Source organism: Dactylosporangium sp. NPDC051484, assembly GCF_040689395.1.
Lineage (GTDB): Bacteria > Actinomycetota > Actinomycetes > Mycobacteriales > Micromonosporaceae > Dactylosporangium.
On record NZ_JBFAZX010000006.1, the window covers coordinates 33,087 to 58,919 of the forward strand.

Annotated in this window: 21 protein-coding genes; 13 read left to right on the forward strand and 8 right to left on the reverse strand. The window is 71.4% G+C overall.

The window, feature by feature from the left end; genetic code table 11:
• The first annotated feature begins 39 nt into the window (after positions 1-39).
• The 6 genes from AB0367_RS13000 (at position 40) to AB0367_RS13025 (ending at position 8,171) form a co-directional block, all read left to right on the forward strand.
• Positions 40-2,556, forward strand: a complete 2,517-nt coding sequence (locus AB0367_RS13000) for a LuxR C-terminal-related transcriptional regulator (RefSeq protein WP_366226467.1) — start codon at positions 40-42, stop codon at positions 2,554-2,556.
• Positions 2,553-3,032, forward strand: a complete 480-nt coding sequence (locus AB0367_RS13005; protein ID WP_366226468.1) for a hypothetical protein — start codon at positions 2,553-2,555, stop codon at positions 3,030-3,032. The genes AB0367_RS13000 and AB0367_RS13005 overlap by 4 nt, the downstream gene beginning before the upstream one ends.
• Positions 3,029-3,868, forward strand: coding sequence for a hypothetical protein (locus AB0367_RS13010; RefSeq protein WP_366226469.1), 840 nt, complete (start codon positions 3,029-3,031; stop codon positions 3,866-3,868). Before AB0367_RS13005 ends, AB0367_RS13010 begins: the two co-directional genes overlap by 4 nt.
• Positions 3,869-3,895: 27 nt before the next feature.
• Positions 3,896-5,551 (forward strand): hypothetical protein, encoded by a 1,656-nt coding sequence (locus AB0367_RS13015; RefSeq protein WP_366226470.1) that lies wholly within the window; start codon positions 3,896-3,898, stop codon positions 5,549-5,551.
• Between the two features lie 24 nt (positions 5,552-5,575).
• A complete protein-coding gene (locus tag AB0367_RS13020; RefSeq protein WP_366226471.1) occupies positions 5,576-7,315 on the forward strand; it encodes an NAD-binding protein in 1,740 nt (579 codons plus the stop codon).
• A 100-nt stretch (positions 7,316-7,415) separates the two neighbouring features.
• Positions 7,416-8,171, forward strand: a complete 756-nt coding sequence (locus AB0367_RS13025; protein ID WP_366226473.1) for a DUF2267 domain-containing protein — start codon at positions 7,416-7,418, stop codon at positions 8,169-8,171.
• A 1-nt stretch (position 8,172) separates the two neighbouring features.
• Here the strand turns inward: AB0367_RS13025 and rpsD are convergent, their stop codons facing one another.
• Positions 8,173-8,781 (reverse strand): 30S ribosomal protein S4, encoded by a 609-nt coding sequence (rpsD, locus tag AB0367_RS13030; protein WP_366226474.1) that lies wholly within the window; start codon positions 8,779-8,781, stop codon positions 8,173-8,175.
• 43 nt (positions 8,782-8,824) lie between these two features.
• On the opposite strand from rpsD, the gene AB0367_RS13035 reads away from it, so the two are divergent.
• Entirely contained in the window at positions 8,825-9,487 is a 663-nt protein-coding gene (locus tag AB0367_RS13035) for a DUF2470 domain-containing protein (protein ID WP_366226475.1), read from the forward strand.
• Between the two features lie 67 nt (positions 9,488-9,554).
• On the opposite strand, the gene AB0367_RS13040 is transcribed toward AB0367_RS13035, so the two are convergent.
• From AB0367_RS13040 to AB0367_RS13050, 3 genes are all read right to left on the reverse strand, one after another.
• Entirely contained in the window at positions 9,555-10,931 is a 1,377-nt protein-coding gene (locus tag AB0367_RS13040) for a chitinase (RefSeq protein WP_366226476.1), read from the reverse strand.
• A 163-nt stretch (positions 10,932-11,094) separates the two neighbouring features.
• Positions 11,095-11,595, reverse strand: a complete 501-nt coding sequence (locus tag AB0367_RS13045; RefSeq protein ID WP_366226477.1) for an endonuclease V — start codon at positions 11,593-11,595, stop codon at positions 11,095-11,097.
• Positions 11,596-11,637: 42 nt separating this feature from the next.
• Positions 11,638-11,928 carry a helix-turn-helix transcriptional regulator gene (locus AB0367_RS13050; RefSeq protein ID WP_366226478.1) on the reverse strand — a complete coding sequence of 97 codons (291 nt, stop codon included), beginning with the start codon at positions 11,926-11,928 and terminating at the stop codon, positions 11,638-11,640.
• 530 nt (positions 11,929-12,458) lie between these two features.
• Here AB0367_RS13050 and AB0367_RS13055 point away from each other — a divergent pair.
• Positions 12,459-14,528, forward strand: a complete 2,070-nt coding sequence (locus tag AB0367_RS13055) for a S8 family serine peptidase (protein ID WP_366226479.1) — start codon at positions 12,459-12,461, stop codon at positions 14,526-14,528.
• 52 nt (positions 14,529-14,580) lie between these two features.
• On the opposite strand, the gene AB0367_RS13060 is transcribed toward AB0367_RS13055, so the two are convergent.
• Positions 14,581-19,176: a LamG-like jellyroll fold domain-containing protein gene (locus AB0367_RS13060; protein ID WP_366226480.1), complete on the reverse strand. Its 4,596-nt coding sequence runs from the start codon at positions 19,174-19,176 to the stop codon at positions 14,581-14,583.
• A 226-nt stretch (positions 19,177-19,402) separates the two neighbouring features.
• Here AB0367_RS13060 and AB0367_RS13065 point away from each other — a divergent pair, with 226 nt between their 5' ends.
• Positions 19,403-20,461, forward strand: coding sequence for a Clp protease N-terminal domain-containing protein (locus AB0367_RS13065; RefSeq protein WP_366226481.1), 1,059 nt, complete (start codon positions 19,403-19,405; stop codon positions 20,459-20,461).
• Positions 20,462-20,492: 31 nt separating this feature from the next.
• Positions 20,493-21,311: a metallophosphoesterase gene (locus AB0367_RS13070; protein ID WP_366226482.1), complete on the forward strand. Its 819-nt coding sequence runs from the start codon at positions 20,493-20,495 to the stop codon at positions 21,309-21,311.
• 29 nt (positions 21,312-21,340) lie between these two features.
• Here the strand turns inward: AB0367_RS13070 and AB0367_RS13075 are convergent, their stop codons facing one another.
• Positions 21,341-21,979: an HD domain-containing protein gene (locus tag AB0367_RS13075; protein ID WP_366226483.1), complete on the reverse strand. Its 639-nt coding sequence runs from the start codon at positions 21,977-21,979 to the stop codon at positions 21,341-21,343.
• Between the two features lie 121 nt (positions 21,980-22,100).
• On the opposite strand from AB0367_RS13075, the gene AB0367_RS13080 reads away from it, so the two are divergent.
• From AB0367_RS13080 to AB0367_RS13090, 3 genes are all read left to right on the forward strand, one after another.
• Entirely contained in the window at positions 22,101-22,460 is a 360-nt protein-coding gene (locus AB0367_RS13080; protein WP_366226484.1) for a hypothetical protein, read from the forward strand.
• 23 nt (positions 22,461-22,483) lie between these two features.
• Positions 22,484-23,161 (forward strand): hypothetical protein, encoded by a 678-nt coding sequence (locus AB0367_RS13085; protein WP_366226485.1) that lies wholly within the window; start codon positions 22,484-22,486, stop codon positions 23,159-23,161.
• Positions 23,162-23,652: 491 nt separating this feature from the next.
• A complete protein-coding gene (locus tag AB0367_RS13090; protein WP_366226486.1) occupies positions 23,653-24,273 on the forward strand; it encodes a Uma2 family endonuclease in 621 nt (206 codons plus the stop codon).
• 236 nt (positions 24,274-24,509) lie between these two features.
• On the opposite strand, the gene AB0367_RS13095 is transcribed toward AB0367_RS13090, so the two are convergent.
• Entirely contained in the window at positions 24,510-25,214 is a 705-nt protein-coding gene (locus AB0367_RS13095; protein ID WP_366226487.1) for a hypothetical protein, read from the reverse strand.
• Positions 25,211-25,795, reverse strand: coding sequence for an RNA polymerase sigma factor (locus AB0367_RS13100; RefSeq protein ID WP_366226488.1), 585 nt, complete (start codon positions 25,793-25,795; stop codon positions 25,211-25,213). The genes AB0367_RS13095 and AB0367_RS13100 overlap by 4 nt, the downstream gene beginning before the upstream one ends.
• Positions 25,796-25,833 lie beyond the last annotated feature (38 nt).

The window sequence follows — 25,833 nt, forward strand, 5'->3', positions numbered from 1 at the left end:
CAGCAGGATCGCCGAGGTTTCGCACCGCCGTCACTGGCGGTGCCGGATCTCCCGCCGGGCTACGTGATGCGGGAGCGGGTGGTCGCCCAGTTGGACACCGCGGTGCGCTCACCGCTGACGCTGGTGACCGCGCCGGCCGGCTGGGGCAAGACCGCCGCGCTCGTCGCGTGGGCGCGCACGGTGCGCATCGGGGACAACGCCGAGATGCCGGTGGTGCGCTGGGTGACGTCGCATTCCGAGCACGGCGCGGACGTCCCCGGCCTGCTGCTCGGCGCGCTGTCGGCCCAGTCCGAGAAGAGCGACGGCGACGATCTCCTGCGCGCGGTGGACGCGCTGCAGCAGCCGCACGTCGTGGTGGTCGACGACGTGCGGGAGATCAGCGACGCCGACGCCCTGGCCGAACTGGAGGCGCTGGTACGCCACGGCATGGGCCGCCTGCGCCTGGTGCTCTCGTGCCGCCGTGACCCCGCGTTGCCGCTGTACCGCTGGCGCGTCAACGGCTCGCTCACCGAGATGCGGACGAACGACCTGTCCCTGACGATCTCCGAGACGGCGCAGCTGCTCGCGGCGCACGACGTGGTGCTGCCGAGCTCGACCCTGTACGCGCTGCACTCGATCACCGAGGGCTGGCCGGCCGGCGTGCGGCTCGCCGCCATGGCGATGCGCGGCCACCCGGAGCCGGAGCGGGTGCTCGACGACGGCGGCGCGTTCAGCACCGCGGTCGGCGACTTCCTCACCGGCGAGGTCATCGACCCGCTGCCGCCGGAGACCCGGCGGCTGCTGCTGGAGACCGCGATCGCGCCGCGGCTCAACGCCGGCCTGGTCGAGGCGATCACCGGCCGCGACGACGGCGCCCGGGTGCTCGCCGAGCTCAAGGGCTCCAACGCCTTCCTGACCCGCAACGCCGGCCCGGGCGGCTGGTACCGCTTCCACCCCCTCTTCGCTCGCACCCTGCACGCGGAGCTGCTTCGCCGCAGCCCGGAGCGGGTCGCCGAGCTGCACCGGCGCGCGGCCGCCTGGCACGGCACATACGGCATCCCGGCCGAGGCGCTGCGCCACGCGCTGCTGGCCGAGGACTGGTCCAGCGCCGTGGAGACGCTCGAGAAGTACTGGCCCGACATCGTCGGCGGGGTCCGCTACGACCGGCCGCACGAGGCCGCACCGCACGCCCCGGCGTCGGAGGAGAGCACCGACCCCCGCCTGCCGCTGGCGTTCGCGGCCGAGCGGCTGCGCGTCGGCGACCTGGAGGGCACGCGCGATTTCCTGCGCCGCTGCGGCGGGGACCGCTCGGCACCGATGTTCCGGGCGTTCACGGCCGCCGAGGCGTGGCTGGCCGGCGACGCCCGCCGGATGATCACCGAGATGTCCGAAATATCGGTCAATACCGATGAATCTCGCGCTTTGGCGCTTCTCGATGAGGGCGAGGCCCGGCTCCGCCTCGGCGAGCTGGGCGCGGCCGGCGCCCCGCTGCACGGCGCGCTGGTGCTGGCGCAGCGGGCCGGCATGGCCCAGGCCCAGGTGTGCGCGGCCAGCCAGCTGGCTGTGCTCGAGTCGCTGCGTGGCCGGCTGCGCGCCGCCGCCCGGCTGGGTCGCCAAGCGCTGGTGACCGCCGACCGGTTCGGCATCACCGACGCCACCGACCTCGGCTGGGTGCGGATGGCCCTGGCCGGCGTGTACGGCGAGTGGGACCGCATCGCGGAGGCCGACCGCCTGCTGGACGAGGCGCTCGACCTCGCCGCCGGCGACCCCGACCTGCTGGTCTCGATCGCCACGGTACGGGCGAAGCTGCGCCACGGCTCGGGCCGGCTCGCGGCCGCCCTCGAAGTGCTGCACACCGCCCGCCGCGAGCTCGGCGGTGCGCCGCTGGCGCCGGCCGTCGAGCGCGCGCTCGCGCTGACCGAGGCCGAGCTGCGCATCAGCGGCGGCGACCTCGGCGCGGCCCGGCGTCTCGTGGCCACCGGCGGCGACCCCGACGTGTTCGCGGGCTGGGCCGCATGCGTGGACGCCTCGGCCGCGCTCATCGAGGGCAAGGCGGCGGCCGCCGCGACGACCGCCGCGCAGTTCGCCACGCCGTCGGTGGACGCCTCGCTGACGTGGACCGTGCAGGCCGCCATCCTCACCAGCCTCGCCGGGCGGGCGCTCGGCGACCGCAACCGGGTGCTGCGCGGCCTGGAGGTGGCCCTCGACATCGCCGAGGAGGAGAGCTTCCGGCGCCCGTTCCTGGTCGGCGGGCACCCGGTGCGCGACCTGCTGGCGAACTTCGCGCCGCTGCTGCCGGTGTACCACCCGCTGGCCGCGGAGCTCGCGGCCGGCTCGTCGCCGCTGGCCGGCGGCTCGCGTAGCGGCACGGACGGCAACCTCGTCGAGCCGCTGACCGAGCGGGAGCTGACGGTGCTGCGCTACCTGCAGGGCACCATGTCGAACCTGGAGATCGCCTCCACGCTCTACGTGTCGGTCAACACGGTGAAGACCCACGTGAAGAACATCTACCGCAAGCTGCACGCCGGTCGTCGGCGCGAGGCCGTCGAGCGCGCCCGGGAACTGCGACTGCTGTGAGCGCTGCGCCGGCGACCCTGGTGAAGGCCGTCGACGCCGGGGCGCGCCCGGGAGCGGCGAGCGCCGCCACCCACCGCGCCCTGTGGGGTGCGCTGGCCGCCGCGGTCGCCTGGCCGGTGCTCAACGTCTGCGGTGTCGCGCACGCGGAGGTCGCGGCGGCCGCGGTCGGCCTGCTCACGGTCCTACCGTGGCTGGGACCCCTGCTGGGGGTGCTGCTCGCGGCGGTCCTCGCGGCGCTGGTGCCGCAGCCGTACGCCCCGCTCGTGGGATTGGCCGCCGCCGCGCTCGTGACGCTGGCCGCGGCGCCGGCCCAGCACCCGCCCGGCTGGCTCGGCCCGCTGTCGATCCCGGTGGCCTCGGCCGCGGTGGTGCTCGGCGGTGCGGTGGGCGGCGTGTTCGGCGCGCTGGCCGCGCTCGTGCTGGCCAGCGCCGGGGTCCGGCTGCGCCGGCGGTTCCGGCCCGGGACCGCTTCATGATCGAATACCTGCGCGGGCTCCGGGTCGGGATACTGCGATGGGGCGGGACCGCCGTCGAGCGCGGCCTCGCGGCCGTCGAGGACGAGACGCCGACCGGGCGCGGCTCCCGCGCTCCCGATGCCGGGCCTTTCTGGCCTGTCGACAAATGGGTCCATGCGCTCTACGCGGCCGGTCTGACGGCCGCCGCCGCGGTCGCGCTCGCGATCAACTGGCTCGGGCCGCCGGCGGTGGTGCGCACGTTCCTGGCGGTCGTCGCGGCGACGATGTTCCTGCTGGTCGGCTACATGCTGGTGCGCACTCCGACCCGCCGGGGACAGGCGATGCGGCGATACCTCACCGACCCTCGCGACCGCACCGAGTTCGAGACCGCGGCCGCGAACGCCGACCGGATCCGGCTGACCTGGCCGGCGCTGGAGCGGCTGGGCGAGCCGTCCGACCCCACGGCGACGCTGGAGCGCGCGCTGTGGGACCTGGCGCAGGCCCTCGCCGAGCGCGGCGAACTGCGCGCCGCCGACCGCGACCTGCGCGCCTCGGTCGGCGACCCGATCGGCGCGGGCAGCCTGTTCAGCGCGGTCACCGACCGGCAGGCGGAGATCGCGGGCCGGCTCACCGAGGTCGACGCGGAGGTGCGCCGCCGCTCCGGACAGTTGCGCAAGCTGGCCGTGCTGTGCCAGGACTTCCTGGACCAGCGCGCCGCGCAGAGTCGCGCCCGGATGCGGGTCACCGCGGCCGACGCGCTGCTGGGCTCGCTGCGCTCGCGCCCGGAGCCGGACCTGGTCGAACGCACCGAGGTGGTACTCGCGGCGTATCAGGAGCTAGCCGACGAATACGGCTGATCCCGGTTGATCGGCTACCCTGCCGAGGTGCGGCAGAGGCTGGTGATCGGGATCGGATGCGTGGTGGCGGCCGTCGGGCTGTTCCTCGCATACCTGCGAATGGCCCGCGCGTTTCCGATCAACGGCGACGGCGCGAGCAACGCCCTGCAGGCCTGGGACATGTTCCACGGCAACCCGCTGTTGAAGGGCTGGGCACTCTCCGACGTGTCCTTCTACCCGACGGAGCTGGTGCAGTACGGCATCGTCCAGTGGTTCACCGGCCTCACCGCCGACCAGGTCCACGTGACCGCCGCCATCACCTACACGATGATCTTCTTCCTGGCGGCCGTGCTGGCGAAGGGCCGGGCCACGGGCGTGGAGGGCTGGCTGCGCATCGGCGTGGCCGTCGCGATCCTGCTGCTGCCGGTGCCGGGCACCGGCTACCAGACGCTGCTGTCCTCGCCGAACCACACCGGCTCGGCGGTGCCGCTGCTGCTGGCCTGGCTCGTCCTGGACCGCTCGCGGCAGCGGGTCTGGACCCCGGTCCTGGTCGCCGCGCTGCTGGGCTGGGGCGCGATGGGCGACCCGCTCATCACGTTCGTCGGCGCGGTACCCCTGATCGTCGTCTGCGCCTACCGCGCCCTGCGTTCCCGGGGCGCCGAGCGCCTCTTCGAGCTGAGCCTGGTGCTGGCCGGCGCGGCGTCGGTGGGCGTGTCGCGCGCGTTCCGCCACCTGCTGGACTCCCTCGGCGCGTTCCAGTCTCCGCACCCGCCGATCGAGCTGGCGCCGCTGTCGGACTGGCCCCACCGCGCGTGGATGACGGCGCGGATGCTCGGCGTCGTCTTCGGAACCCACCGCCCCGGCTGGCACCCGCCGGCGTTCGAGCTGGCGCTCTCGGCGCTGCACCTGATCGGCTTCCTGGTGGCGCTGGCCGCGTTCGCCGTCACGGTCGTACGCGCGCTGCGCGGCACGGCGGACCGGGTCGACTCGGTCATGATCGCCGCGATCACGTGCAACCTGGGCGCGGAGGTCGTCTCCACGATCTCGGTGGACCTGATGGCGGCCCGGGAGATCGCCCCGGTCCTGCCGATGGGCGCGGTACTGGCCGCGCGCCTGGCCGGCCCCTGGCTCGCCGCGCGCCACCCGGTCCCGGCCGCCGCCTCGCACTCCGGCCCTGGCGCCGCCTCCCGCGCAGCCCTGGACGCCGCAAGAACCGCAGGCGATGGTTCGCGAATACCCGCGAAGGCGCCTCGCCCGGTGTGGATCGGGCGCGGGGTGCTCGCCGGCGTGCTGGCCGTCTTCGCGATCACGCTGGTCGCCTACGCACCGCCGCGGGCCGAGCCGTCCGAGGCCCAGGAGGCCGCCGACTACCTGCGCTCACGGGGCCTGAGCTACGGCCTGGGCGCGTACTGGGCCTCGAACAACATCACCGTCACCACCGAGCGCGGGGTCACCGTCGCGCCCGTGGTCGGCGGCGGCGACCGGCTCGTCCCGTTCTGCTGGCAGTCGAAGGCCGCCATGTACGACGCCGGCGCGCACGACGCACGGTTCGTCGTCTTCGAGAAGGACCGCCCGTTCTACGGCACGCCCGAGCAGGCCGAACACATGTGGGGCCCGCCCGTGCAGCGGCACGACGTCGGCAAGTACGCGATCCTGCTGTACAACGTCAATCTCCTGGACGGCTTCCCACCGCATTGCGGGTAGCGATCCGTCGATACGATCGCAGCTGTGCGCAAGTTCGTCGTCTGGGGTGACAACGCACTGGCTCGCCGGCTCGTCGGCGAGCTGATCAACACGTACTCGGCACAGGTCACGGTCATCGTGCCGGACCTGACCGCCAACCAGGCGCCGGAGATCGCCGACATCCACGCCGACGACGATCCCGCCTCCCGGCCGGTCGTGATCGCCGCGCGGAAGCTCACCCGGGCCGTGTTCGAGACGGCCGACCTGACCGACGCCGACGCGATCGCGTTCGTCGACACCGACGACGTGGCCAACGTCGACGCCGCGCTCATCGCCCGCGAGGTCGACCCGACGATCCGGGTCGTGCTGCGCATGTTCAACACCGTTCTCGGCGCCGGCGTCGTCGAGCGGCTGTCCAACTGCGCGGTGCTGTCGGCTTCCGAGATCGCCGCCCCCGCGTTCGTCGCCGCCGCGCTCGGCGACAGCAACCCGGCGACGATCCGGCTCTCCGACGGCCAGCAGCTGATGGCCGTCGACCGGTCGTCGGCCAGCCCCGCCGACATTCGCTGCGGCCTGGCCGTCACGGCGCAAGCGCAGAGCCTGCCCGCCGACGAGGACCGCGCCGACCTGGTGCTCACCAGCGTCTACGGCCAGCGAACGATCGAGCGGCGCCGCCCGCGCCGCCATCCGCTGCGCGCGTCGCGGCTGCTGCTCGGCGGCGGGCTCCGGCGAATCCTGGCCGCCTCGGTCGCGATCCTGGCCCTGGGCACGGTCGCGGTGGCGGCCGCGCGCCACGTCGGGGCGTGGAAGGCGTTGTACCTCGCCGTCCTCACCGCCCTCGGCGGCGCCAATCCCGACGCCGACGCCCCCGTGTCGGCGCAGGCAGTGGACCTCGTGCTGGTCGTCGCGGGCGTCGCGATCATCCCGGCCCTCACCGCGGCCGTCGTCGGCATCGTGGTCAAGGCCCGGCTGGCGATCGCCGCCGGCGGGCTCAGCGAGCCGGTCTCCGGCCACGTCGTGGTGGCCGGCCTGGGCAACGTCGGCACCCGAGTGCTGCGCGAGCTGCACGACCTCGGCATCGACGTGGTCGCGGTCGACCGCGACGAACAGGCCCGCGGCGTGCAGGTGGGCCGGGACCTCGGCCTGCCGGTGATCATCGGGGACGTCACCAACCCGGACACCCTGCGGGCCGCCTCGGTGGCGACCGCGCGCTGCCTGGTCGTGGTCACCACCGCGGATGTGACCAACCTGGAGGCCGCGCTGCTGGGCCGCGACCTGGCCCGCCGCGCCGACCCGGACATCCAGCTGCGGGTCGTGCTGCGGCTGTTCGAGGAGGACTTCGCCCGCCGGATCAAGACGGCGTTCGACATCAACCTGTCCCGCAGCGTGTCGTACCTCGCCGCGCCCGCCTTCGCCGCCTCCATGGTGGGCAACGAGGTCATCGACACGATCCCGGTCGGCCGCCGGGTGCTGCTCGTGGCCGAGGTGCCGGTCGGGGCCGGCTCGCAGCTGGAGGGCAAGTACTTCCGCGAGGTCAGCAAGCCGGGCCTGGTCCGCCTGGTCGCGGTGCAAACGGGGCGCGCCGGGCTGGGCGTGGGGGTGCAGACGTTCTGGGCTCCGGAGCGCAACCGCTGGCGCACCCTGGACCGCACCCACACGATGGTCGTCGTGGCCACCCGGGCCGGCCTGGTGGCGCTGCTGGAGCGGGCCGCGGGCGTGGACGACCCGCCGCCGTTCCATCCGCCGTCGGCGCCGCCCCTGCTGAAGCCGCAACCCCGGGAGTGATATCGGTCACGACCGACGTCGCCGGGCGACACCGTGGCATGAGTGTGCGGGTGATCCGGCGGCGGCGCATGAAGGACCCGGCCCGGGGTACGCACGGCGAATGAACGAAGAGCGGTTCCGCGCCGTGGTGCGGCGCGAGGCGGGCGGCGACCCCGCCACGGTCACGCGCACCGTGCTCGAGACGCTCGCGGAGCGGCTGATGCCGGGGCTCGTCCACGCGCTGCGCGACCGGCTGCCCGCCGGGATCGCACGCGAGCTGATCACCGGGGTGTCGCACGAGACGTTCGGCGCGGACGAGTTCGTGCTGCGGGTCGCCGTGCGGGCCGGCGTGGACCGGGAGAGAGCCGAGCGCTACGCCCGGGCCGTATTCACGGCGCTCAGCCGCGCGCTGGAGCCGGCGGACCTGGCGGTGGCCCTGGCCGAGCTGCCGCGCGACTACCGGCCGCTGACCGAGGGGGCCACGCGGTCGGCGCGGGAGCTGGACGAGTTCGTGCGGCGGGTCGCCGACCGCGCCGGCGCCACCCCCGAGCGGGCCCGCAGGGCGAGCGAGGCGGCGATGGAGACGCTGGCCGAGCGCATCAGCGGCGGCGAGGTCGACGACCTGATCAGGGAGCTGCCGCTCGAGCTGCGCCCCGTGCTCGAGCGGGGCAGGGCGCGCTCCGGCGGCCGGGGCCGCCGGATGAACCTGGAGGAGTTCCTGCGCCTCGTCGCCGAGCGCGCGGACGCGGGCCCGGACGAGGCCCGCGACCTGACGCGGGCCGTGCTGGTCACGGTCCACGACGCCGTCACCGACAAGGAGTTCGGCGACCTCCTCGCGCAGCTGCCGAGGGAGTACGCCGAGCTGGCGCACGCCTGACCTAACGGCTGTAGAACTCCACGATCAGCTGCTCTTCGCACAGGACCGGGATTTCCCGGCGCAGCGGCAGGCGGATCAGACGCGTCCGCAGGCCGGGCAGGTCCGTGTCCAGGTAGGGCGCGGTGCGCTCGCCTGCGTGGGCGCCCGCGGCGGCGACGACGAACGGCGTCTTCGTGCGGCTGCGCTCGGCGACCTCGATGACGTCGCCCGGGCGCACGCGCGCGGACGGGCGGTCGACGCGCCTGCCGTTCACGTTCACGTGCTGGTGGGTGACGACCTGGCGGGCCTGGTAGATGGTGCGCGCGAAGCCCGCCCGCAGGACCAGGGCGTCGAGGCGGGTCTCGAGGTCGACGATGAGCTCCTCGCCGGTCTTGCCCGGGCGGCGCACGGCGCGGTCGAACGCGGCGCGCAACTGCTTCTCGCGCACGTTGTACTGCGCCTTCAGCCGCTGCTTCTCCAGCAGGCGCACCTTGTAGTCGCTCACCTTGGGCCGGCTGCGGCCGTGCTGTCCGGGCGGGAACGGGCGGCGCTCGAAGTACTTGACGTCCTTGGGGGTCAGCGGGATGCCCAGCGCGCGCGAGCGCCGGACCTTGGGGCGTGACTGGTTCACTTTGCTCCTTTCAACTAAGGTAAGGCTAACCTTAGGAGGTCGGATGTCAAAGCTGCCCACCCCGGCCGAGCGGCTGCGCTCGCTGATCGCCACCGCCGGCTCACTGACCCTGCACGTCCCCGGCGGCCGGTGCGACCTGATCGGCGCCCACCGGGTCGAGGCCGGTCGCATCCTTCTGGACAGGCCGGATGTCGTACCGCTGGAGCCGGAGGTCGCCGCCGTGCTGGAGCTCACCGACATCGTGCCGACCCCGGCCCGCACCCGGGTGCGGGCGAGGGCGACCTTCGCCGGCTGGCTGGGCGAGTGCGACGGCGGCACGATGGCGCTCGATCTGGCGGAGGCGACGCTGCAGGATCCGGCGTACGGCGCCGACAGCGAGATCTCCGTCGACCCCGACGACTTCGCCGCCGCGGCGCCCGATCCGCTGGCCGAGCTCGAGGCCGACCTGCTGTGCCACCTCGACGCGTCGCACCCGGGCGCGATCGACCGGCTGGCGCGCCTGATCCCGCCGCACCACCTGCACGGCGTGCGCCGGATCGTGCCCGTCCGGCTGGACCGCTACGGCGTGGTCCTGCGGCTGGAGTTCGCCGCGCGGGCCCGGGACGTACGACTCCCGTTTCCGACCCCGCTCGACAAGGCCGAGCAGGCCGGCGAGCGGATGCAGGAGCTCTACGCCCGGGCCCGCTGCTGCCGGGGCGGCCACTGAGCCGCACGCACGGCGAGGGCCGCCGCCCGACTGACCTACGGGCGGCGGCCCTCCGTACCGGTGCGGCTCAGCAGGCGCCGTTGTCGGTCCAGACGTTCTGCGAGTTGTTGCCGGGGATGTCGCCCTGGGTCCACCACTTGGCGGTCCACTTGTGGCCGTTGTACGACACCGTCGCGCCGCCGTTGTAGGCGGTCGACGACGACCAGGCGGGCGGGCAGGTCGGCGGCTGGGTCGTCCCGCCGCCGCAGGTGCCCTGGTCGACCCAGACACCCGCGGTGCCGGGCGTCTCGCCCTGGGTCCACCACTGGGCCCGCCAGGTGTGGCCGTTGTACGACACGAGGGCACCGCCGGTGTAGGCGATGGACGACGACCAGGCCGCGGCGCTGCACACACCCGTCGACGGCGACGGCGAGGCCGAGGTCGGCGGGATGCTGGTGGGCGGCGTCGCGCCGGCGAAGCGGGCCGTGTACTTCGTGAACTCCCACGCCGTCTGCGGCACGCTGCTGCAGGTGCCCGACGTGGTGCTCTGGTTCGGGTCGGCACACTGGCGGTCACGGTTGACCGACCAGTACGTGTAGCGGGCCAGGCGGTGCGAGGTCGCGTAGTCGAGGACGGTCTGGAAGTCGGCCTGGCGGAAGTACTCGCCGGCGTCGCTGCGTCCGTTCATCATCGACACGCCCTCGTGGGCGTACGCGGTGGCGCTGTCCCAGCCGAACGTGTTCATCAGGATGCCGTGGAACGCCTCCAGCGCGCTGGTCTGCGCCGACGCGCCGTTGAAGCCCCCGTCGAACGGCATGATCGAGTAGTTGTTCGGCGTGAAGCCCAGGCTCTTGGCGTCGTTGAGCATCTGCTGGCCGAACCAGCCGGTGCCGGCGGCGGTGCCCGCCGTGGTCACCGAGATGTACAGGCCGGGGTTGTTCTGCTGCAGGATCTGCGCGGCACCGAGCTCGTTGTGCACCGCCGCGGCGTTCTCGTACTCCGGCTCCTCGAGGTCGAAGTCGATCGCCTTCAGGCCGTACTTCGTGACCACCTGCTGGTAGGCGGCGGCGGTCGCGGCCGGCGTGCCGCAGGTCTGTCCGAGCTTGGTGCCGCCGTACCCACCGATGGAGACGCTCACGTCGCCGCCGTTGGCGCGGATGCGCGCGATGACGTTGGCCGCGTCGGTGTCGGAGGAGACCGCTCGGGTGCCGTCCCACGTCGGGGTACATCCGCCGCCGTTGGGCGCCAGGATGAACGCGAGCTGGAACGCCTTCTGCCCGGTCGCGTTCATGACCTCGATGGGGTCGGGCGGGCTGTTGTCGAACGGCATGAGGTAGGGGGCCGAGGCATACCAGTTGCTGGTAAGCGCGGCGTTGGCGGACTGGGCGCTGATCACGCCGAGGGTCGTCGCGCCCAGGGTGGCGGCGGCGGTCAGCGCGAGGGGGATCAGGGATTTGCGTTTCATGGACCCCTCCACGAACACGTGCGGACGTGACGCTAACTGTTAACAAAGTTAAGCGTTGAAGGGAACGTACAACTTCATCGATGTCCGTGCAAGTGCTCTTAAGGCTCCGCTCACCTATCGGCGCGGCGCCCACGGCGTTGCGGAAATGCCGGTCGCCTGCCCGCTACGCCCGGCCCCTCGCCAACGCGTCCACCCTCCGCAGCGCGTCAGGCAACCGATACGCCCCGCCCATCCGGAGCACATACGCGGCGGCGGTGGCGAGCGGGAGGCCGGCGGCGGTGACGTACAGCGGCTTCGCGGCGCCGCCCCGGCGGACCTCGGCGGCGTGGGTCGCGGTGCGGAAGGCCGTCTTCGCCACGCCGATCACCGGCAGGCCCAACTCGGCGTGAACGTGCGCGCCGAGGCCGGGGCGGCCCGCCGGGTCGAGGTCGACGTACCCGTCGACGACCAGCAACTCCACGGGCTCGACGCCGGCCAGGACGGCGCGGATCGCGGGCAGCTCTCGCTTGTAGAAGCTGCCCGGCTCGTATGCGGCCACGTCGTCCAGCCAGCACACACGCTCCTGCAGGATCGACGGGAACGTGGGCGCCCCGCCGACGACGAGCGCCGCCCGGGCGCCGCCGGTGTCCGGATAGTGCACGTCGACGGCCCCGGTCCGATCCATGACGACCAAAATAGCGACCCCGAGTTCCCGGAGCCGCATGCGCTACGCCACGCGGCTCGCCGTCTGCTTCCTGCCAGCACTCTCGGCCCTGTTCTCAGCGGTGGCCTCGGCCAGCCTGGACAGGTCGAGGTCGAGCACCCGGGCGAGCGCGGCGACCGTGAAGAACGCCGGGGTGACGATCGCCCCGCGCTCGATCTTGCGCAGCGTGTCGAGCGAGATCCCGGCCTCCAGCGCGACCGCCGCCGCGCTGCGCGGCCCGCGCGCCTCCTGCAGCAGCCGGCCCAGCACCAGCCCCCGGTGCCGCTCGTCATCGGTCAGCGGGTTGCGCACCATGCGAACGATGATAATCCTGGTATGAGAATATTCGGCATGGTGGCACCGAAGAGTGCGGCGGAACTCGCGACGATGCGCGAGGCCGGCCGGACGGTGGCCCAGACCCTCAAGGCCGCGAGCGAGGCCGCGGCGCCCGGCGTGACCCCGCCGAGTTGGACGACCTGGCCCGCGAGATGCTCGCCGCGAATGGCGCGAAGTCGTCGTTCCCGCACTGCCACCTGAAAAGCTAGGTTGCATTTCGATAGAATGCATTTTTACAAAAAGCGGATTGCCGTACTCGGGTGTTACCGCGCAGCGTGAGCAGTGCGGCGAACGCGATCGCGCTCGGCCGCGCGACGCGGCAGGAAGCCCTTAGTCAGCGTTCGGGCTGACAGGGCTACCGGTGATTGGTGAACAGAAAAAATAGGCGTTTCAGACGGGTATCGAACATCCGCCGTACAGCCGAGTGAAATTCGACCGGGCACACCAATAAGATCTCCGCGCCCCATTCAGAACAGGGGTCACCCCCCTTTTTCGCAGGAGGCCAGGATTTGAACTCCCGGTTGCCCAGGTACGCCCTGTTCGCCGCGACAGCGGCGACGACCGTCGTGGCGGGCGCAGCACTCGCGCCCGTGGCCGCGATGGCCGAAACGGCCGGCCCCAACCTCAGCTACGTCGTCAACGCGGTGAGCAAGGAGCGGACGGCGGACGCCGCCGCCGCTGTCACCGCGGCCGGCGGCACGGTGACGGTGTCGTACGCCCAGATCGGCGTGGTCATCGCACGCTCCACGAATCCCTCCTTCGTCCAGGCGGTGAAGGGCGCCGCCCACGGCGACGCCGTGCACTCCGTGGGCGCGACCCGGACCGCGGCCCTGCCCGCCATGGCCGAGGACACCGAGGCCGTCGAGGCCGCCGATGCCTACACGCCGGACGCGATGGAGAACGCGACGCGCCAGAGCGACATGATCCTCATCGGTGCGCGCGCGGCGCACGAGGTCAGCCTCGGCAGTGCGACCGTCACGGTCGGTGTCCTCGACGACGGCATCGACGCCAACCACCAGGACCTCGCGCCGGTGGTCGACCAGTCGAAGTCCGTCAGCTGCGTCGGTACCGGCGCTCCCGACACGACGCCGGGCGCGTGGCGACCCACCAGCCTGACCGCCGACTACCACGGGACGCACGTGGCCGGGACCATCGCCTCGGCCAAGAACGGCGTCGGCATCGTCGGCGTCGCGCCCGGCGTGAAGCTGGCCTCCATCAAGGTGGTCAACTCCGACGGCTTCATCTACCCCGAGTACGCGATCTGCGGCTTCGTCTGGGCGGCGGAGCACGGCATCCAGATTACGAACAACAGCTACTACATCGACCCGTGGCTGTACTGGTGCGAGAGCCAGTCCGACCAGGCGCCGGTCGTCGAGGCGGTCCGTCGAGCGGTGGGCTACACCACCGCCAACGGCGTCCTCAACATCGCGGCGGCGGGCAACGAGAACCACGACCTCGCCAACAAGACGGTGGACACGACGAGCCCCGACGACACCAAACCGGTGCGCCGCACGCTCGACCCGAGCTGCCTCAACCTACCGGGCGAGATGCCCGGTGTGGTGACGGTCTCCTCCACGACCCAGCCGACCGCTCCGGCGGCGGCCGTCGGGCCGTGGGCGCCGGGCCTGACCACGCAGCCGGCCCGGTCGTCCTTCTCGAGCTTCGGTCTCGGGGTCGTGGACGTCACGGCACCCGGCTCGAGCATCTACTCCACCTCCCCGTCGACCGGGGTCAGCAGCTACCGGACGCTCTCGGGCACCTCGATGGCGTCGCCGCACGTCGCGGGCGTCGCCGCGCTGCTGGCGTCCAAGCACCCGGGTGCGACCCCCGACTACATCGCGGAACTGCTGCGCAAGCAGGCGATCCCGCTCGCCTGCCCCACCTCCGGCACCGACTTCACCCAGGGCCGGTGCAAGGTGGATCCCGCCAACCCGTCCGTCAACGGCTTCTTCGGATACGGGATGGTCAACGCCTACAAGGCCGTCACCGAGGCGGAAGACGTGACCCCACCGACCGTGGCGGTCACCGGCGTCGCCCAGGGCCAGCAGATCACACTGGGCACGCCCGTGGCGCCCTCCTGCACGACGACCGACGGTGACAGTGGCGTGGCGAAGCCCGCGACCCTGTCTGTTACCGGCGGTCCGAAGGTCGGCTACTTCACCGCCACGTGCGCCGGCGGCCGTGACCGCGCCGGCAACACGGCGGCTCCGGTCAGCGTCACCTACCAGGTGGTGTTCGGCTGGCGCGACTTCGGCTCGCCGATCAACGTCGACAAGCTCAACGTCGTGAAGGCCGGCAGCGCGGTCCCGGTGAAGTTCGGCCTCTCCGGCAACCAGGGTCTGGACATCCTCGCCGGCGGCGCCCCGTCGATGCAGACGGTGGTGTGCGACACGTCCGCACCGCAGGACCCGGTGGAGGCGACGGTCACGGCGGGGTCGAGCTCGCTGACCTACGACGCCACGTCCGACCAGTACAACTACGTCTGGAAGACGCAGAAGACCCAGGCGAAGACGTGCGGGCGGCTCGTCGTCACGCTGATCGACGGCACCACCCACACCGCGAATTTCATGTTCAACTGACAGCTGACTGAAAAGCGGCGGCCCGGAGGCACATGCCTCCGGGCCGCCGTCGTCAGGACAGCGGGGTGTTCATCACCGTCTGGACCTCGGCCTGGGTCAGCGCGCGGTTGTACACCCGAGCCTCGTCGATGAGGCCCTTGAAGTACTCGCCGTACGGGCCGTTGCCGCCGATCGACAGCGGGTTGGAGGTCTGCTGCAGCGCGCCTGCGATCGGCTTCGTCGAGACCTGGACTCCGTTGACGTACAGGCGCAGGTCCGTGCCGTCATAGGTGAGCGCGATGTGCGTCCACGCGTTCACCGGGCTGGCCGAGGTGCCGGAGCAGTACGACGAGGCGCCGGTGCTGGTGGTGATGCCGCCGGCCGGGTAGAGCGCCCCCGTGGTGTTGCTGGCGTTGAGGAACCAGGCGTCGTTCTCCTTCTGCATGACCGTGCGCCAGCCGTTCTGCGCGGCCGTTGGCTGGATCCATGCGGCCAGCGTCAGGCCGGTGCTCGGCAGCAGCGTCGACGAGGCGGGGATGCGCACGATGTCGCTGGTGCCGTTGAAGGACAGCGCGCTGCCGTACTTGCCGGTGACCCACGTGGCGCCGGTGATCGTGCCGGCGTTGCCGTTGCCGGACAGGTCGGCGACCGTGGTACCGCTGCCCGCGTCGAAGTTGTAGCCGGCGATCAGCCCGGTCGGCTGGGTCGGCGCGTTCGTGGTCGTCGCGGACGCGGTCGGCGACCAGCCGCTGACGTTGCCCGATGGGTCGACGGCGGCCACCCGGTACAGGTACGTGGTGTTCGCGACCAGGCCGGCGTCGGTGTACGCGTTCGTCGTCGGCGTCGCCACCTGCGCGAAGTCGGTGCAGCCGGAGCCGGTGCAGCGCTGGACGCGATACCCGGCGACGCTCACGTTGTCGGTCGAGGCGGGCCAGGACAGCGCCACCTGGGTGCCGTTCGGCGTCGCCGTCAGGGAGGCGGGCGTCGACGGCGGGGTCGAGTCGGGCAGGGCCGGCGTGGTGGCCGACACGACCGACGAGTAGGCGCTGAGGTTCCCGGCGGCGTCGGTCGCGCGGACGCGGTACCGGTACGTCGTGCTTGGCGAGCGCCCGGTGTCCGACCACGTGGTGCCGGTCGGCTGCGCGACCTCGGCGTAGCTCGTGCAGCTGGCACCGGTGCAGCGCTCGACGCGGTACCCGGTGACGCCCACGTTGTCCGTCGACGCCGTCCAGGAGAGGTCGACCTGCGTGGGGCCGGCCGCGGTCGCGCTCAGGGCGGTCGGCGCGGTCGGCTTGGTCGTGTCGGTGGCCGTGGTCGTCGCCGAAGCGACGTTGGAGTACGCGGACAGGTTGCCCGCGGCGTCGGCGGCCCGCACCCGGAACTGGTAGGCGGTGCCGGCGGTCAGGCCGGTGTTCGCGTACGTCGGCGTGGTCGCCGTCGCCACCTGCGCGAAGTTCGTGCAGCCGGCGCCGGAGCAGCGTTCGATGCGGTACTGCGTCACCCCCACGTCGTCCGTCGAGCCGGTCCACGTCAGGTTGATCTGCGTGTTGCCGGCGACGGACGCGGTCAGGCCGGCGGGCGCGCTCGGCGCCGTGGTGTCGGCCGCGGCCGCCGTCGTCGCGCTCGCCGCCGGCGACCAGCCGCCGAGGTTGCCCGCGGCGTCGGTGGCGCGCACCCGGTAGGTGTAGGTGGTGCTGGCCGTCAGAGCACCGTCGGCGTATGAGGTCGTGCCGACGGTGCCGACCGCGGCGAAGTTCGTGCAACCGGCGCCCTGGCAGCGCTCCAGCTGGTAGCCGGAGACGGCGACGTTGTCGCTCGCCGCCGGCCACGACAGGTTCACCTGGGCCGCGCCGTTGGCGGTCGCGGTCAAGGCCGTGACCGTGGACGGGGGCGTGGTGTCGGCGACCGGTGGCACCAGTGGCGAGTTCATGATCGTCTGTAGCTCGGTGTCGCTCAGCGCGCGGTTGTACACCCGCACGTCGTCGAGCAGGCCGGCGAAGTACTCCCCGTAGGGCGTGTTCCCGCCGATGGACAGCGGGTTGGACGTCTGCTGCAGCGCGCCGCTCTTCGGGTTCGTCGCGACCTGCGTGCCGTTGACGTACAGCTTCAGCGCGGTCCCGTTGTAGGTCATCGCCACGTGGGTCCACTGGTTCAGTGGGCTCGCCGTCGGCCCGGTCACGATCGCGTTGGTGTTGTTGGCACCGGTCACCCCGCCGGCTGGCCGGAGCGGCCCGGCGCCGCTGCTGGCGTCGAGGAACCAGGCCTCGTTCTCCTTCTGCATGATCGTGCGCCAGCCCTGCTGCGACGCCGCCGGCTTGACCCACGCCGCCAGGGTGAGCTCGGCGGAGAGGTTCAGCGACGCCGACGACGGGACCTTCACCGCGTCGCTCGACCCGTTGAACTTCAGGGCACCGCCGAATCGGCCGCCGGCGTCCCACGTCGCCCCGCTGATCGTGCCCGTGTTGCCGTTGCCCGACACGTCGGTCACGGTGGTGCCGGTGCCGGCGTCGAAGGTGTAGCCGGCGACCAGCCCGGACGGCTGCGCGGGCGCCGCGCTGATGGTCACGGTGGCGGTGTTGGAGTACGCGCTGACGTTGCCCGACGGGTCGGCCGCCGCCACCCGGTACTGGTACGTGGTGCCCGGAGCCAGCCCGGGATCGGTGGCCGTGGCGCCGGTCGGGGTGGCGATCTGCGCGAAGTTCGTGCAGTCCGCGCCCTGGCAGCGCTCCAGGCGGTAGCCGCTGACCTTGATGTTGTCGGTCGAGGCGGCCCAGTTCAGGCTCACGTTCGAACCGTTGGCCGTCGCCGTGAGGTTGGCCGGGGCGGTCGGCGGCGAGGTGTCGGAGCCGACCGGCAGTAGCACGCTGGTGCTGGAACTCAGGCCGCTGCTGTCCGTGGCGGTCAGGATCACCTCGTAGGAGAACGTGCCGATCGGGCCGTGGTCCTCGACCACGAAGCTGCCGTTCGCTCCGGTGCCTCCGACGAACTTGTGGATGTGCGTGTCATGGTGCAGCAGTACCGTCCAGGACAGTGCGCTGGCCGGGAGGGGGCCCTGGTCGGGGTCGGTGGCGGAGCCGGCGTAGTTGATCGTCTGGCCCGGCAGCACGGCGGTGTTGTTCAGCGGTGCGCTGATCGTCGGCACCGGTGGCGAGCTGCCGACCGTCACCGTCGTGGTCGCCGTCGAGGTCAGCCCCCCGGCACCGGTGACGGTCAGCTTCGCCGTGAAGGTCTGCACGCCGGCGGCGGTGTAGGTGTGCGTCGGGTTGGCGGCCGTCGACGTCGTGCCGTCGCCGAAGTCCCACAGGTACGACAGGGTGCCGCCGCCGGCGTCGACCGAGCCGGCGCTGGAGAAGGCCACCTGCAGCGGCGAGTAGCCGTACTGCGGGGTCGCCGTCGCATGCGCGGACGGGCCGTTGAAGCGGATCCGGCGGACCTGGCCGGTGGTGAACGACAGGTAGTAGATCATCCCGTCGGGACCGACGACGAGCGAGACGGGCGCGTCGACGTTCGTGGCGAACGGCTGCACGCCGATCGGGTTGTTGTTGCCGTCGAAGACGACCCGCTTGATGTAGTTGCCCGAGTAGTCGGCGAAGAAGAAGTTGTTCTTGTACTGCGCCGGGTACACGTCGGCGGTGTAGAACGGACCGCCGATCACGGCCGAGCCGACGGTGTGGTTGTAGGTGTAGTACGGCGCGGTGACGGAGGAGGCGGCCAGGGCCTGGCACTGCGAGTACTGCTGCTGGAACGTCGGCTGGGGGTTGGTGCCCTCGTAGCACGGCCAGCCGTAGTTGGCGCCGGGCACGCCGTCGTTGATCTCCTCCCACGTGTTCCACCCGACGTCGCCGAACCAGAGGTGGCCGGTGCCAGGCTGCAGCGCGAACCGGAACGGGTTGCGCACGCCGTAAAGGAACACCTTGGACTTGACGCTGTTGGTGCCGTCGTAGAACGGGTTGTCGGCGGGGGCCGTGCCGTCCTTGTTGATCCGCAGGATCTTGCCCCGGTAGCTGTTGAGGTCCTGCGCGCCCAACGAGAGCGCGTTGGCCTCGGCGCCGTCGCCGTTACCCAGGAACAGTTTGCCGTCGGGGCCGAACAGCAGCCCGCCGATCGAGTGGCTGCCGCCGTCGGCCGGGATGCAGTCCGCACCGGCGGGCTGGTTGCTGCACGGCGCGGTGCCGACACTGCCCAGGATCACCGTCTCACTACCGGGCAGCGCCACGTCGGGGTTGTTCGGGTCGGCCGTCACCCGCACCAGGCGGGAGGTCTTCGGCCCGGCGGCGTCGGGGTTGGCGGTGTTCTCGTAGACGTAGGTCAGGTAGACGTAGCCGTTGGTGGCGAAGTCGGGGTCGAGCGCGAAGCCCCACATGCCACGGTCGTCGTAGGTGTTCACCTTGCCGGTCAGGTCCAGGAACGGCGTGGGCAGCAGCTGGCCGTTCTTGACGATCCGCACCACGCCCGGCTTGGTCCACACGAACATCCGCCCGTCGGGCGCGAACGCCGTACCGACGACCGAGTACTGCGGGAGCGTCGCGACCACCTCGGTGGTGAACCCGGCGGCCGCGAAGGTGTCGGCCACGGCCGGCGCGGGCTGTGCAACCAACACGAACAGGCCCGACAGCAGCGAAACGACGACGCCTATCGCCCGATTCTTGCGCTTCCTGGACATCAGCATGCCCTACCTCCGCTTCGGCTGGCGGGGACTGTATCCACCTGTCCGCCAGCAAGGAATCAACCAAACGAGCGAACGCATGCCCATACATGAGTGTCTGTCAGGTTTCCGCACCATTTGTCCGGCCCGTTACGTCGGCAATCAGTCACGCCGCTTCGCTCGTCGCGGAGTCGACGTCCGTGGCGCCGGTCCGCGGGCCGGGCGATCGGCGGGCGCGTACGGTTGCCCGGTGGGTTTTGCGGAAACGGGGATCGTGGCCTCCCTGGAGGTCGTCGCCGGGCTGGGCGAGGCGGCGTGGCGCGCCACCCTGGAAGGCGCACCGGTCGTCACCGCGGAGCGGCTCGCCGACGTGTTCCTCGGGCGGCTCGGTGCGTCCGACATCCGCTGGCAGGTCGCGCCCGGGTTCGGGGCCTCGGGAGAGGCGGTGCCGGGCGAGGCCGAGGAAGAGGTCGACGCGACGCTGCGGCTCGGCGAGTGGCTCGCGCGCGGGCGTTCCCGGCGGCCGATCGGCGCGCCCGTCTGGGACGAGCGGGTGCGGGTCGCGTTGGGGCGGGCCCTCGCGGCGGCCGCCGAGGGGGACATCCGGTACGTCGGGTTCAAGCTGACGCTGCGCTCGCTCCTCGCCGAGTGCGACTCGCCCGGGGAGTGGATGGAGTTCGTCCGGCGCTTCCACCTCCGCCCCGACGAGGAGTTCCTCGCCGACGGCACGCCGGACGCGGCGATCTGCCTCGCGGTGCTCAAGGCCGCCGGGCTGGTCGTCGGGCCCGTGCTCGGGTTCGAGCGTGGTCCGGCCGTGAAGACCGCGGCCTGGGCGGGCCGGCGCCGCGGGAGCGACCCGATGGAGTCGGCGCTGCGCGACGAGGCGACCAGGCAGGCGGTCCGCGGGGGCTGCGCGCTGGTCGGGCAGGCGCACCTGGTGATGGCGATGTGCGCGCTCGACTGCGCGCTGGAGCGGACCGGCAACCGGTTCGCCGCGGCACCGCCCAACGGCGGGGCGCGGGCCCTGGCGCGGCTGGGACTCGGGTACGCCCAGGTGAAGGACTTCGCCGAGGACCTCTCCACCGAGCCGGCCGAGAACGCGAAGGGCCCGTACGCGGCGGACCTGGTGCGGGCGTTCGACGAGGCGGCGCGGCTGGCGGCCGACCTCGGACAGGGGCGCGCCGGCACCTCGCACCTGCTGTACGTGATCGCGGCGGACCACGAGGGCACCGGCGTTCGCATGCTGCGCTCGTTCGGGGTCGACCCCGGCACCCTCGCCCGGTCGCTCGGCGGCGAACTGGCGCTGTAGTCCGGTGGCCGGGCTCGCATAGGCTTCAAGGGTGAGCGGGCGACTGCTGGGTATCAGCGATCTTCATGTCAGCTATGCGGAAAACCGGGCGCTCGTCGAGCAGATGCGGCCCACCCACGACGAGGACTGGCTCATCGTGGCCGGCGACGTGGCGGATCAGTTCGCCGACGTCACCTGGGCACTGCGCACGCTCGCCGAGCGGTTCGCCAAGGTGATCTGGGTGCCCGGCAACCACGAGCTGTGGACGCCGCCCAAGGACCCGGAGCAGGCGCGCGGCGTGGCGCGGTACGACCTGCTCGTCGCCGCCTGCCGCGAACTCGGCGTGGTCACACCCGAGGACCCGTACCCGCTCTGGGCGGGCCGGGTCACGATCGCGCCGCTGTTCGTGCTGTACGACTACTCGTTCTGGCCGAAGGGGGCGACCTCCACCGAGGAGGCCCTGGCCAAGGCGCACGCGGCCGGCATCGTCGGGACCGACGAGATGCTGCTGCACCCGGACCCCTACCCGGGGCGCGCGGACTGGTGCCGCGCGCGCGTCGCGCTGACCGAGCAGCGCCTGGCCGCCGTCGGCGGGCCGACCGTGCTGGTCAACCACTTCCCGGTGGTCCGTGAACCGACCGACGTGCTGTGGTACCCGGAGTTCGCGCTCTGGTGCGGCACCACCCGCACCGCCGACTGGCCCACCCGCTTCAACGCCGAGGCGGTCGTCTACGGCCACCTGCACATCCCGCGCACGACCTGGCACGACGGGATCCGGCACGAGGAGGTGTCGGTCGGCTACCCCCGGGAGTGGAGCGCCCGCTCGGTCCCGCCCGCGCAGCTGCGCCAGGTGCTGCCGCCGCCCGCGTAACCTCGGCGAACACGTCACTCCCGCTCGGGTCACTCGGGCCAGGCGCTGTTCTGGATGACGTCGACGAAGTTCCCGCGCTTGAAGGCGGGGTCGAAGTGCGCGAGTACGTCGTCGTTCACAGTGCCGAAGGTGGTGCCGGGACGGTCGGCCATACCGTCGTAGAAGCGCCGAAGGATCTGGTTCTTGAAGTCAGGGCGTGGGTGCGCGGCGATCACGGCGGCGCGGTCGGCGGGGCTGATCTGGTCCAGATAGAAGCCGAGGACGTCGGTCTCGACGCCGAGGGTGACGACGGCGACTTCCGGGGCGAGGTGGAGGGGCACCTCGGGGGTGGTGTGCAACGCGATGGCGAGCCAGACGTTGGTGGCTTCTTCCTCGGTGCGGCCGTGGTCGCGCAGGAAGGATTTGGCGGCGTCGGCACCGTCGATCTCGAAGCGCTGGCCGGTGGTGCGATACGCCGCTGTGAGGCCGAGGTCGTGGAACATGCCGCCGACGTACGCGAGCTCGGGATCGACCTGCAGGCCTCGAGCCCGCGCCTTGAGCGATCCCCACAGGAAGACCCGGCGAGAGTGGTCGTACAACGTGTCGTCGGCGGCCTCCCGCACAAAAGCGGTGGCTTCGTGAATGAGCGCGGTGTCAGGAACCTCAACGGTCCCAATCGTCTCCGGCACAGGGTCCTCCTTACTCGTTCCCGGACAGTCGCCCAGGTCCTTCCACAAGGCTGACCGCGCTGCCTGCCCTTCGGACCCTCCGCCCGGGACGGATATCGCAAGGATGCGGACGAGTTCCGCGGTGACCCGTTCGCGCGGCCGCCAGGTCGCCTTCGCCTGCGACTCGGTCCGGGGAGGAGTCGTCGCGAAACGGGCGCGATACTGGCTCGGTGACACTCCGAGCCGAGCGACGAACAGTCGTCGCATCGACTCGGCCATGCTGTGCCCGGCGGCGCCGGCCCGCCGCTACGTGCCCACCACCGCCGAGTCGGACCTGGCAGTCGCCTGGCAGCGCTGCACCGCGGAGTCGGGCCTCAGCACCACCCTGCAGCCGATGGCCCGCGACGCCCAGATGGCGGCGGTGCTCAAGCACGAGGACCAACTCACCGAGTACGCCACCCGCACCGCCGAAGCCGCACGCCGCCTGGCTGCGATCGGCTGACATCCAGCCTGGAGAGACCCGCCATGACGAGAACCCGCAGCCGGGCGCTGCTGGCCGGCCTGACCGCCGTCGTCGTCGCCGCGACCGGCTACGCAGTGCACGACCGAATCCAGGAGTCCGGCCTGCACTTCGCGGACCTGGCCGGACAGGCCCACGTCCGGCTGACCGCCGACTTCTCCTCGGCGGACGTGACGACGCTGGCCGACCTGCCGGACACTGACCGGGCCGAGTGCAACGAAACGGTCTACGAGGTCGACGTCGCCGGGCCGAAGGGGACGTACCCGCGCGCGACCGCGGTCACCGCCACCGAGGACGAGCGGCTGCGCGCGTTCCAGCTGCGCACCGGCCGCATGCCGGCCGGCGACGCCGAGGTGCTGCTCGACGAGGGCACGGTGAGCAGCCAGGGCCTGCAGCTCGGCGACCGGCTGACGCTGAGCCACGGCAGGCGTAAGCTGACCGCCACCCTCGTCGGCAGCGCCAGCCGACCGGACACCCGCGCGGTCGGCCCGAACGAGACGGTGGTGATGCTGCCAACCGCCGCGATGGCGAAGGTGACTGGCGGCGACCCGGGCGGCTGCGCCCAGATGCTGGTCCGGCTGCGTGACCCCGGCCATGCCCTCGCCTACCGCGATGCGGTGCTAAAGGCGCTTGGCTTCAACCCGGGCCTCACGTTCGACGAGGACCTGCGCAAGCACATCTGACGCACCGCCAGGGGTTCGTTCTTCGACCGCGGCCTGCTCTAGGACCCACGGGAACGCGGGTCGTCGGCGCGGCGAACCCGGAAATGCTCGCCCCGGCGTGGGCCGGGTAGACGCCCGCGATGGCGCCGAGCAGCAGGCCGATGGCCGGCGCCATCGCGGCCGGGTTGTTCGAGGGCATCTCCCCGGCCTGCGGTGGGTCTTCGCCACCAGGAAGTGGATGCTCTCCGGGTTGCCGCAGATCTCCTTGCCGGCAAAGTCATTCGCCGGGTCGCAGAAGCGGACCCAGTCGCCACCTCAACCAGTTGGTCCCGCATCAGATTCGCCAGGTCATGCAGCCACGGCGCCTCGTCGGCACCGCAGTTGCTCGCCGCGGACTGAGCCTGTGAACAGATTGCGCCAATTGGTGGAGGTAACGCTCGCTTACTTGAACCCTTGATCGATGAACACAAATCAGCTTCAGGATAGTAGCCATGTGGCCCTATACTGGACTCGTGCTTACCCGCCGGACCAGGACTCAACAGGCCAGCGATGACCTGGCGGCCGGTACCATGAGGCGATCGAGACTGCAGAAGGGCAGGCACGACATGACAGTCGCATCGAACCTGCCCGACCGGCCGCTCACCCTGGACGACGTCACCCGCCTCGCCGAAGCCGACAGCAACCACCGCTTCGAGTTGAGCGAAGGGAACCTCGTCGTCATGCCGCCAGGCACGTGGCGCCACCAAGAGATCAGCCTGCTGATGAGCGCGTGGCTTCTCAACCATGGCTATCGAGGGCGCGTGAATGTCGCGCCCGGCGTGCGTACCGCAGCCGACGACCTCAACGGCCGGATCCCGGACCTCGTGGTCACCAAGGGCCCCGTGCCGGACGAGACAGTCTGGCTCGACCCGGCATCGGTCGCACTCGCTGTGGAGATCGTCTCCAAGGGCTCAGAACGCATGGACCGCTGGCTGAAGCCGGTCGAATACGCCGAAGCCGGCATCCCGCTCTTCTGGCGCGTCGAGCCCAACGACATCGTTGTGCAGTTCCGCCTGAACGGCACCCGCTACGCCGAGTACGGCTCAGTACCGTTGGAAACCCTGCTCGAAGGCACAGTGCCCGATCTCGGCTGACTAGCGCGAGCGCGACCCACGCCACACCAAACATCCTGACCACATCCACATACCAATGGTCGGCCGTCCCGAGAAGCGTGGGAATACCGACTTGGTGTTCGACCTTGCGTACCGACCTACGGTCCGACTCGTGCCTCACCAGGGCGAACAACAGCCATCGAACCGATCGGCCCCATTAATTGCGACGGCCGAGTGTGGCGGGCGGCCTCGGCGACGGGCCAGCCCGCCGCGCCAGGTCAGCCCGTCAAGCGCAAGGCAGCCTGCCAAGCGCTGGCGGAGGCGGCATCGTAATAGCGAGTGAAGCCGCAGGTCCACGCGATCGGCCTGCCCTTCAGACGCCCTTCAGATGCGAACTCTCCGGACACGAGCAATTCGGTGCCGACCGCATAGGTGGCACCGTTTTCATTTGTCCCGTCATGATGAAAACCTCCTTGCGGTGCAGGCATACCAACATCGACACCATGATCGCCACCTCCTCGAAACCATTCGACATCATGAAAGGTTACAAGAAAGGGCTCACCATCCACCGCCGGCGGCGTGATCGCAGCCACCGTGCCAGCGAATGCAAAGGCTCGGTGCCGCAGCGTTTCGAGGCCGAAGCCTTCGACGCAACTCGCTGCAGAACCGTTTGGCAACGCCGCCCCAGGACTCGCCGCGACAAGCCCTGGACCTTGCCGATGTTCGTTGCCGACGACGACCAGAATTCCGATTCCGATTGTGGCGCTGACAATCCCTACCACCCCGGCGGCAAAACGCAGCTGTAGGCGGGAATAGCGTGACCGGGCAACCGGTGCCGACGCGTCCGCCGGGACTGCGGCGGCTTTGACCGACACGACAATCCGACCGAGCACCGCAGGGTCGACTGGGTCGACCTTCCCCGCGGCCAGCAACGCCCTCCAAGCGGGCATCGCCTCTAGAGGATCTGCACGCTCAATGGTCATCGATTCCTCCTCGTGCTGGATGCCTCACCATCGTGGACACCTGTTACTGGTCCAAGGCCAACGAGCCGTTCACGCAATCTGTGCCTGGCTCGATACAGCCGAGTACGCACCGTCGCGGCGGGAATGGCGAGAGCCTGACTAATCTCCTCTGGGGTGAGTTGCTCCCACGCCACCAACAGGATGGCTTCCCGCTCAACAGGCGGGAGACCGAACAGCGCGGCACGCAACTGTGGCCCGTAGGCAAGTGCGTCGAGCCGGGCGTCAACAGCTGCCCACTCGTCGATGGCAGAGGGCTGCTTCGCCATCCTCAGGCTTAGGCCGCGCGCTCTGCGAGCAGATTGCCGGTAATGCCCAACAAGCACATGACGCGCAACACCGAACAGCCATCCCCGGACGGTTCCCTGCGCCGGGTCGAAGCTACTCCGACTGCCATAGGCTGCTAGCCAGGTCTCCGCCAGCAGATCGTCGGCGTCGACCACCAGACCCACACGTCGAACCAGGTAGGCGTGGACAGCAGGACCATGAAGCCTGATCAACGACTCGAACGACGCGGGATGCAGCAGATCATCACTCTCACTCACCCGTTCGGCCTCCCCCCGATATCCCTCATCCCTCTCAC

Coding starts and splice junctions, on each gene's coding strand:
- AB0367_RS13010 (WP_366226469.1), top strand. CDS start 3,029: ATGATCGAATACCTGCGCGGGCTCCGGGTCGGGATACTGCGATGGGGC.
- AB0367_RS13025 (WP_366226473.1), top strand. CDS start 7,416: ATGAACGAAGAGCGGTTCCGCGCCGTGGTGCGGCGCGAGGCGGGCGGC.
- AB0367_RS13035 (WP_366226475.1), top strand. CDS start 8,825: ATGTCAAAGCTGCCCACCCCGGCCGAGCGGCTGCGCTCGCTGATCGCC.
- AB0367_RS13040 (WP_366226476.1), bottom strand. CDS start 10,931: ATGAAACGCAAATCCCTGATCCCCCTCGCGCTGACCGCCGCCGCCACC.
- AB0367_RS13045 (WP_366226477.1), bottom strand. CDS start 11,595: ATGGATCGGACCGGGGCCGTCGACGTGCACTATCCGGACACCGGCGGC.
- AB0367_RS13050 (WP_366226478.1), bottom strand. CDS start 11,928: ATGGTGCGCAACCCGCTGACCGATGACGAGCGGCACCGGGGGCTGGTG.
- AB0367_RS13060 (WP_366226480.1), bottom strand. CDS start 19,176: ATGCTGATGTCCAGGAAGCGCAAGAATCGGGCGATAGGCGTCGTCGTT.
- AB0367_RS13085 (WP_366226485.1), top strand. CDS start 22,484: ATGACGAGAACCCGCAGCCGGGCGCTGCTGGCCGGCCTGACCGCCGTC.
- AB0367_RS13095 (WP_366226487.1), bottom strand. CDS start 25,214: ATGACCATTGAGCGTGCAGATCCTCTAGAGGCGATGCCCGCTTGGAGG.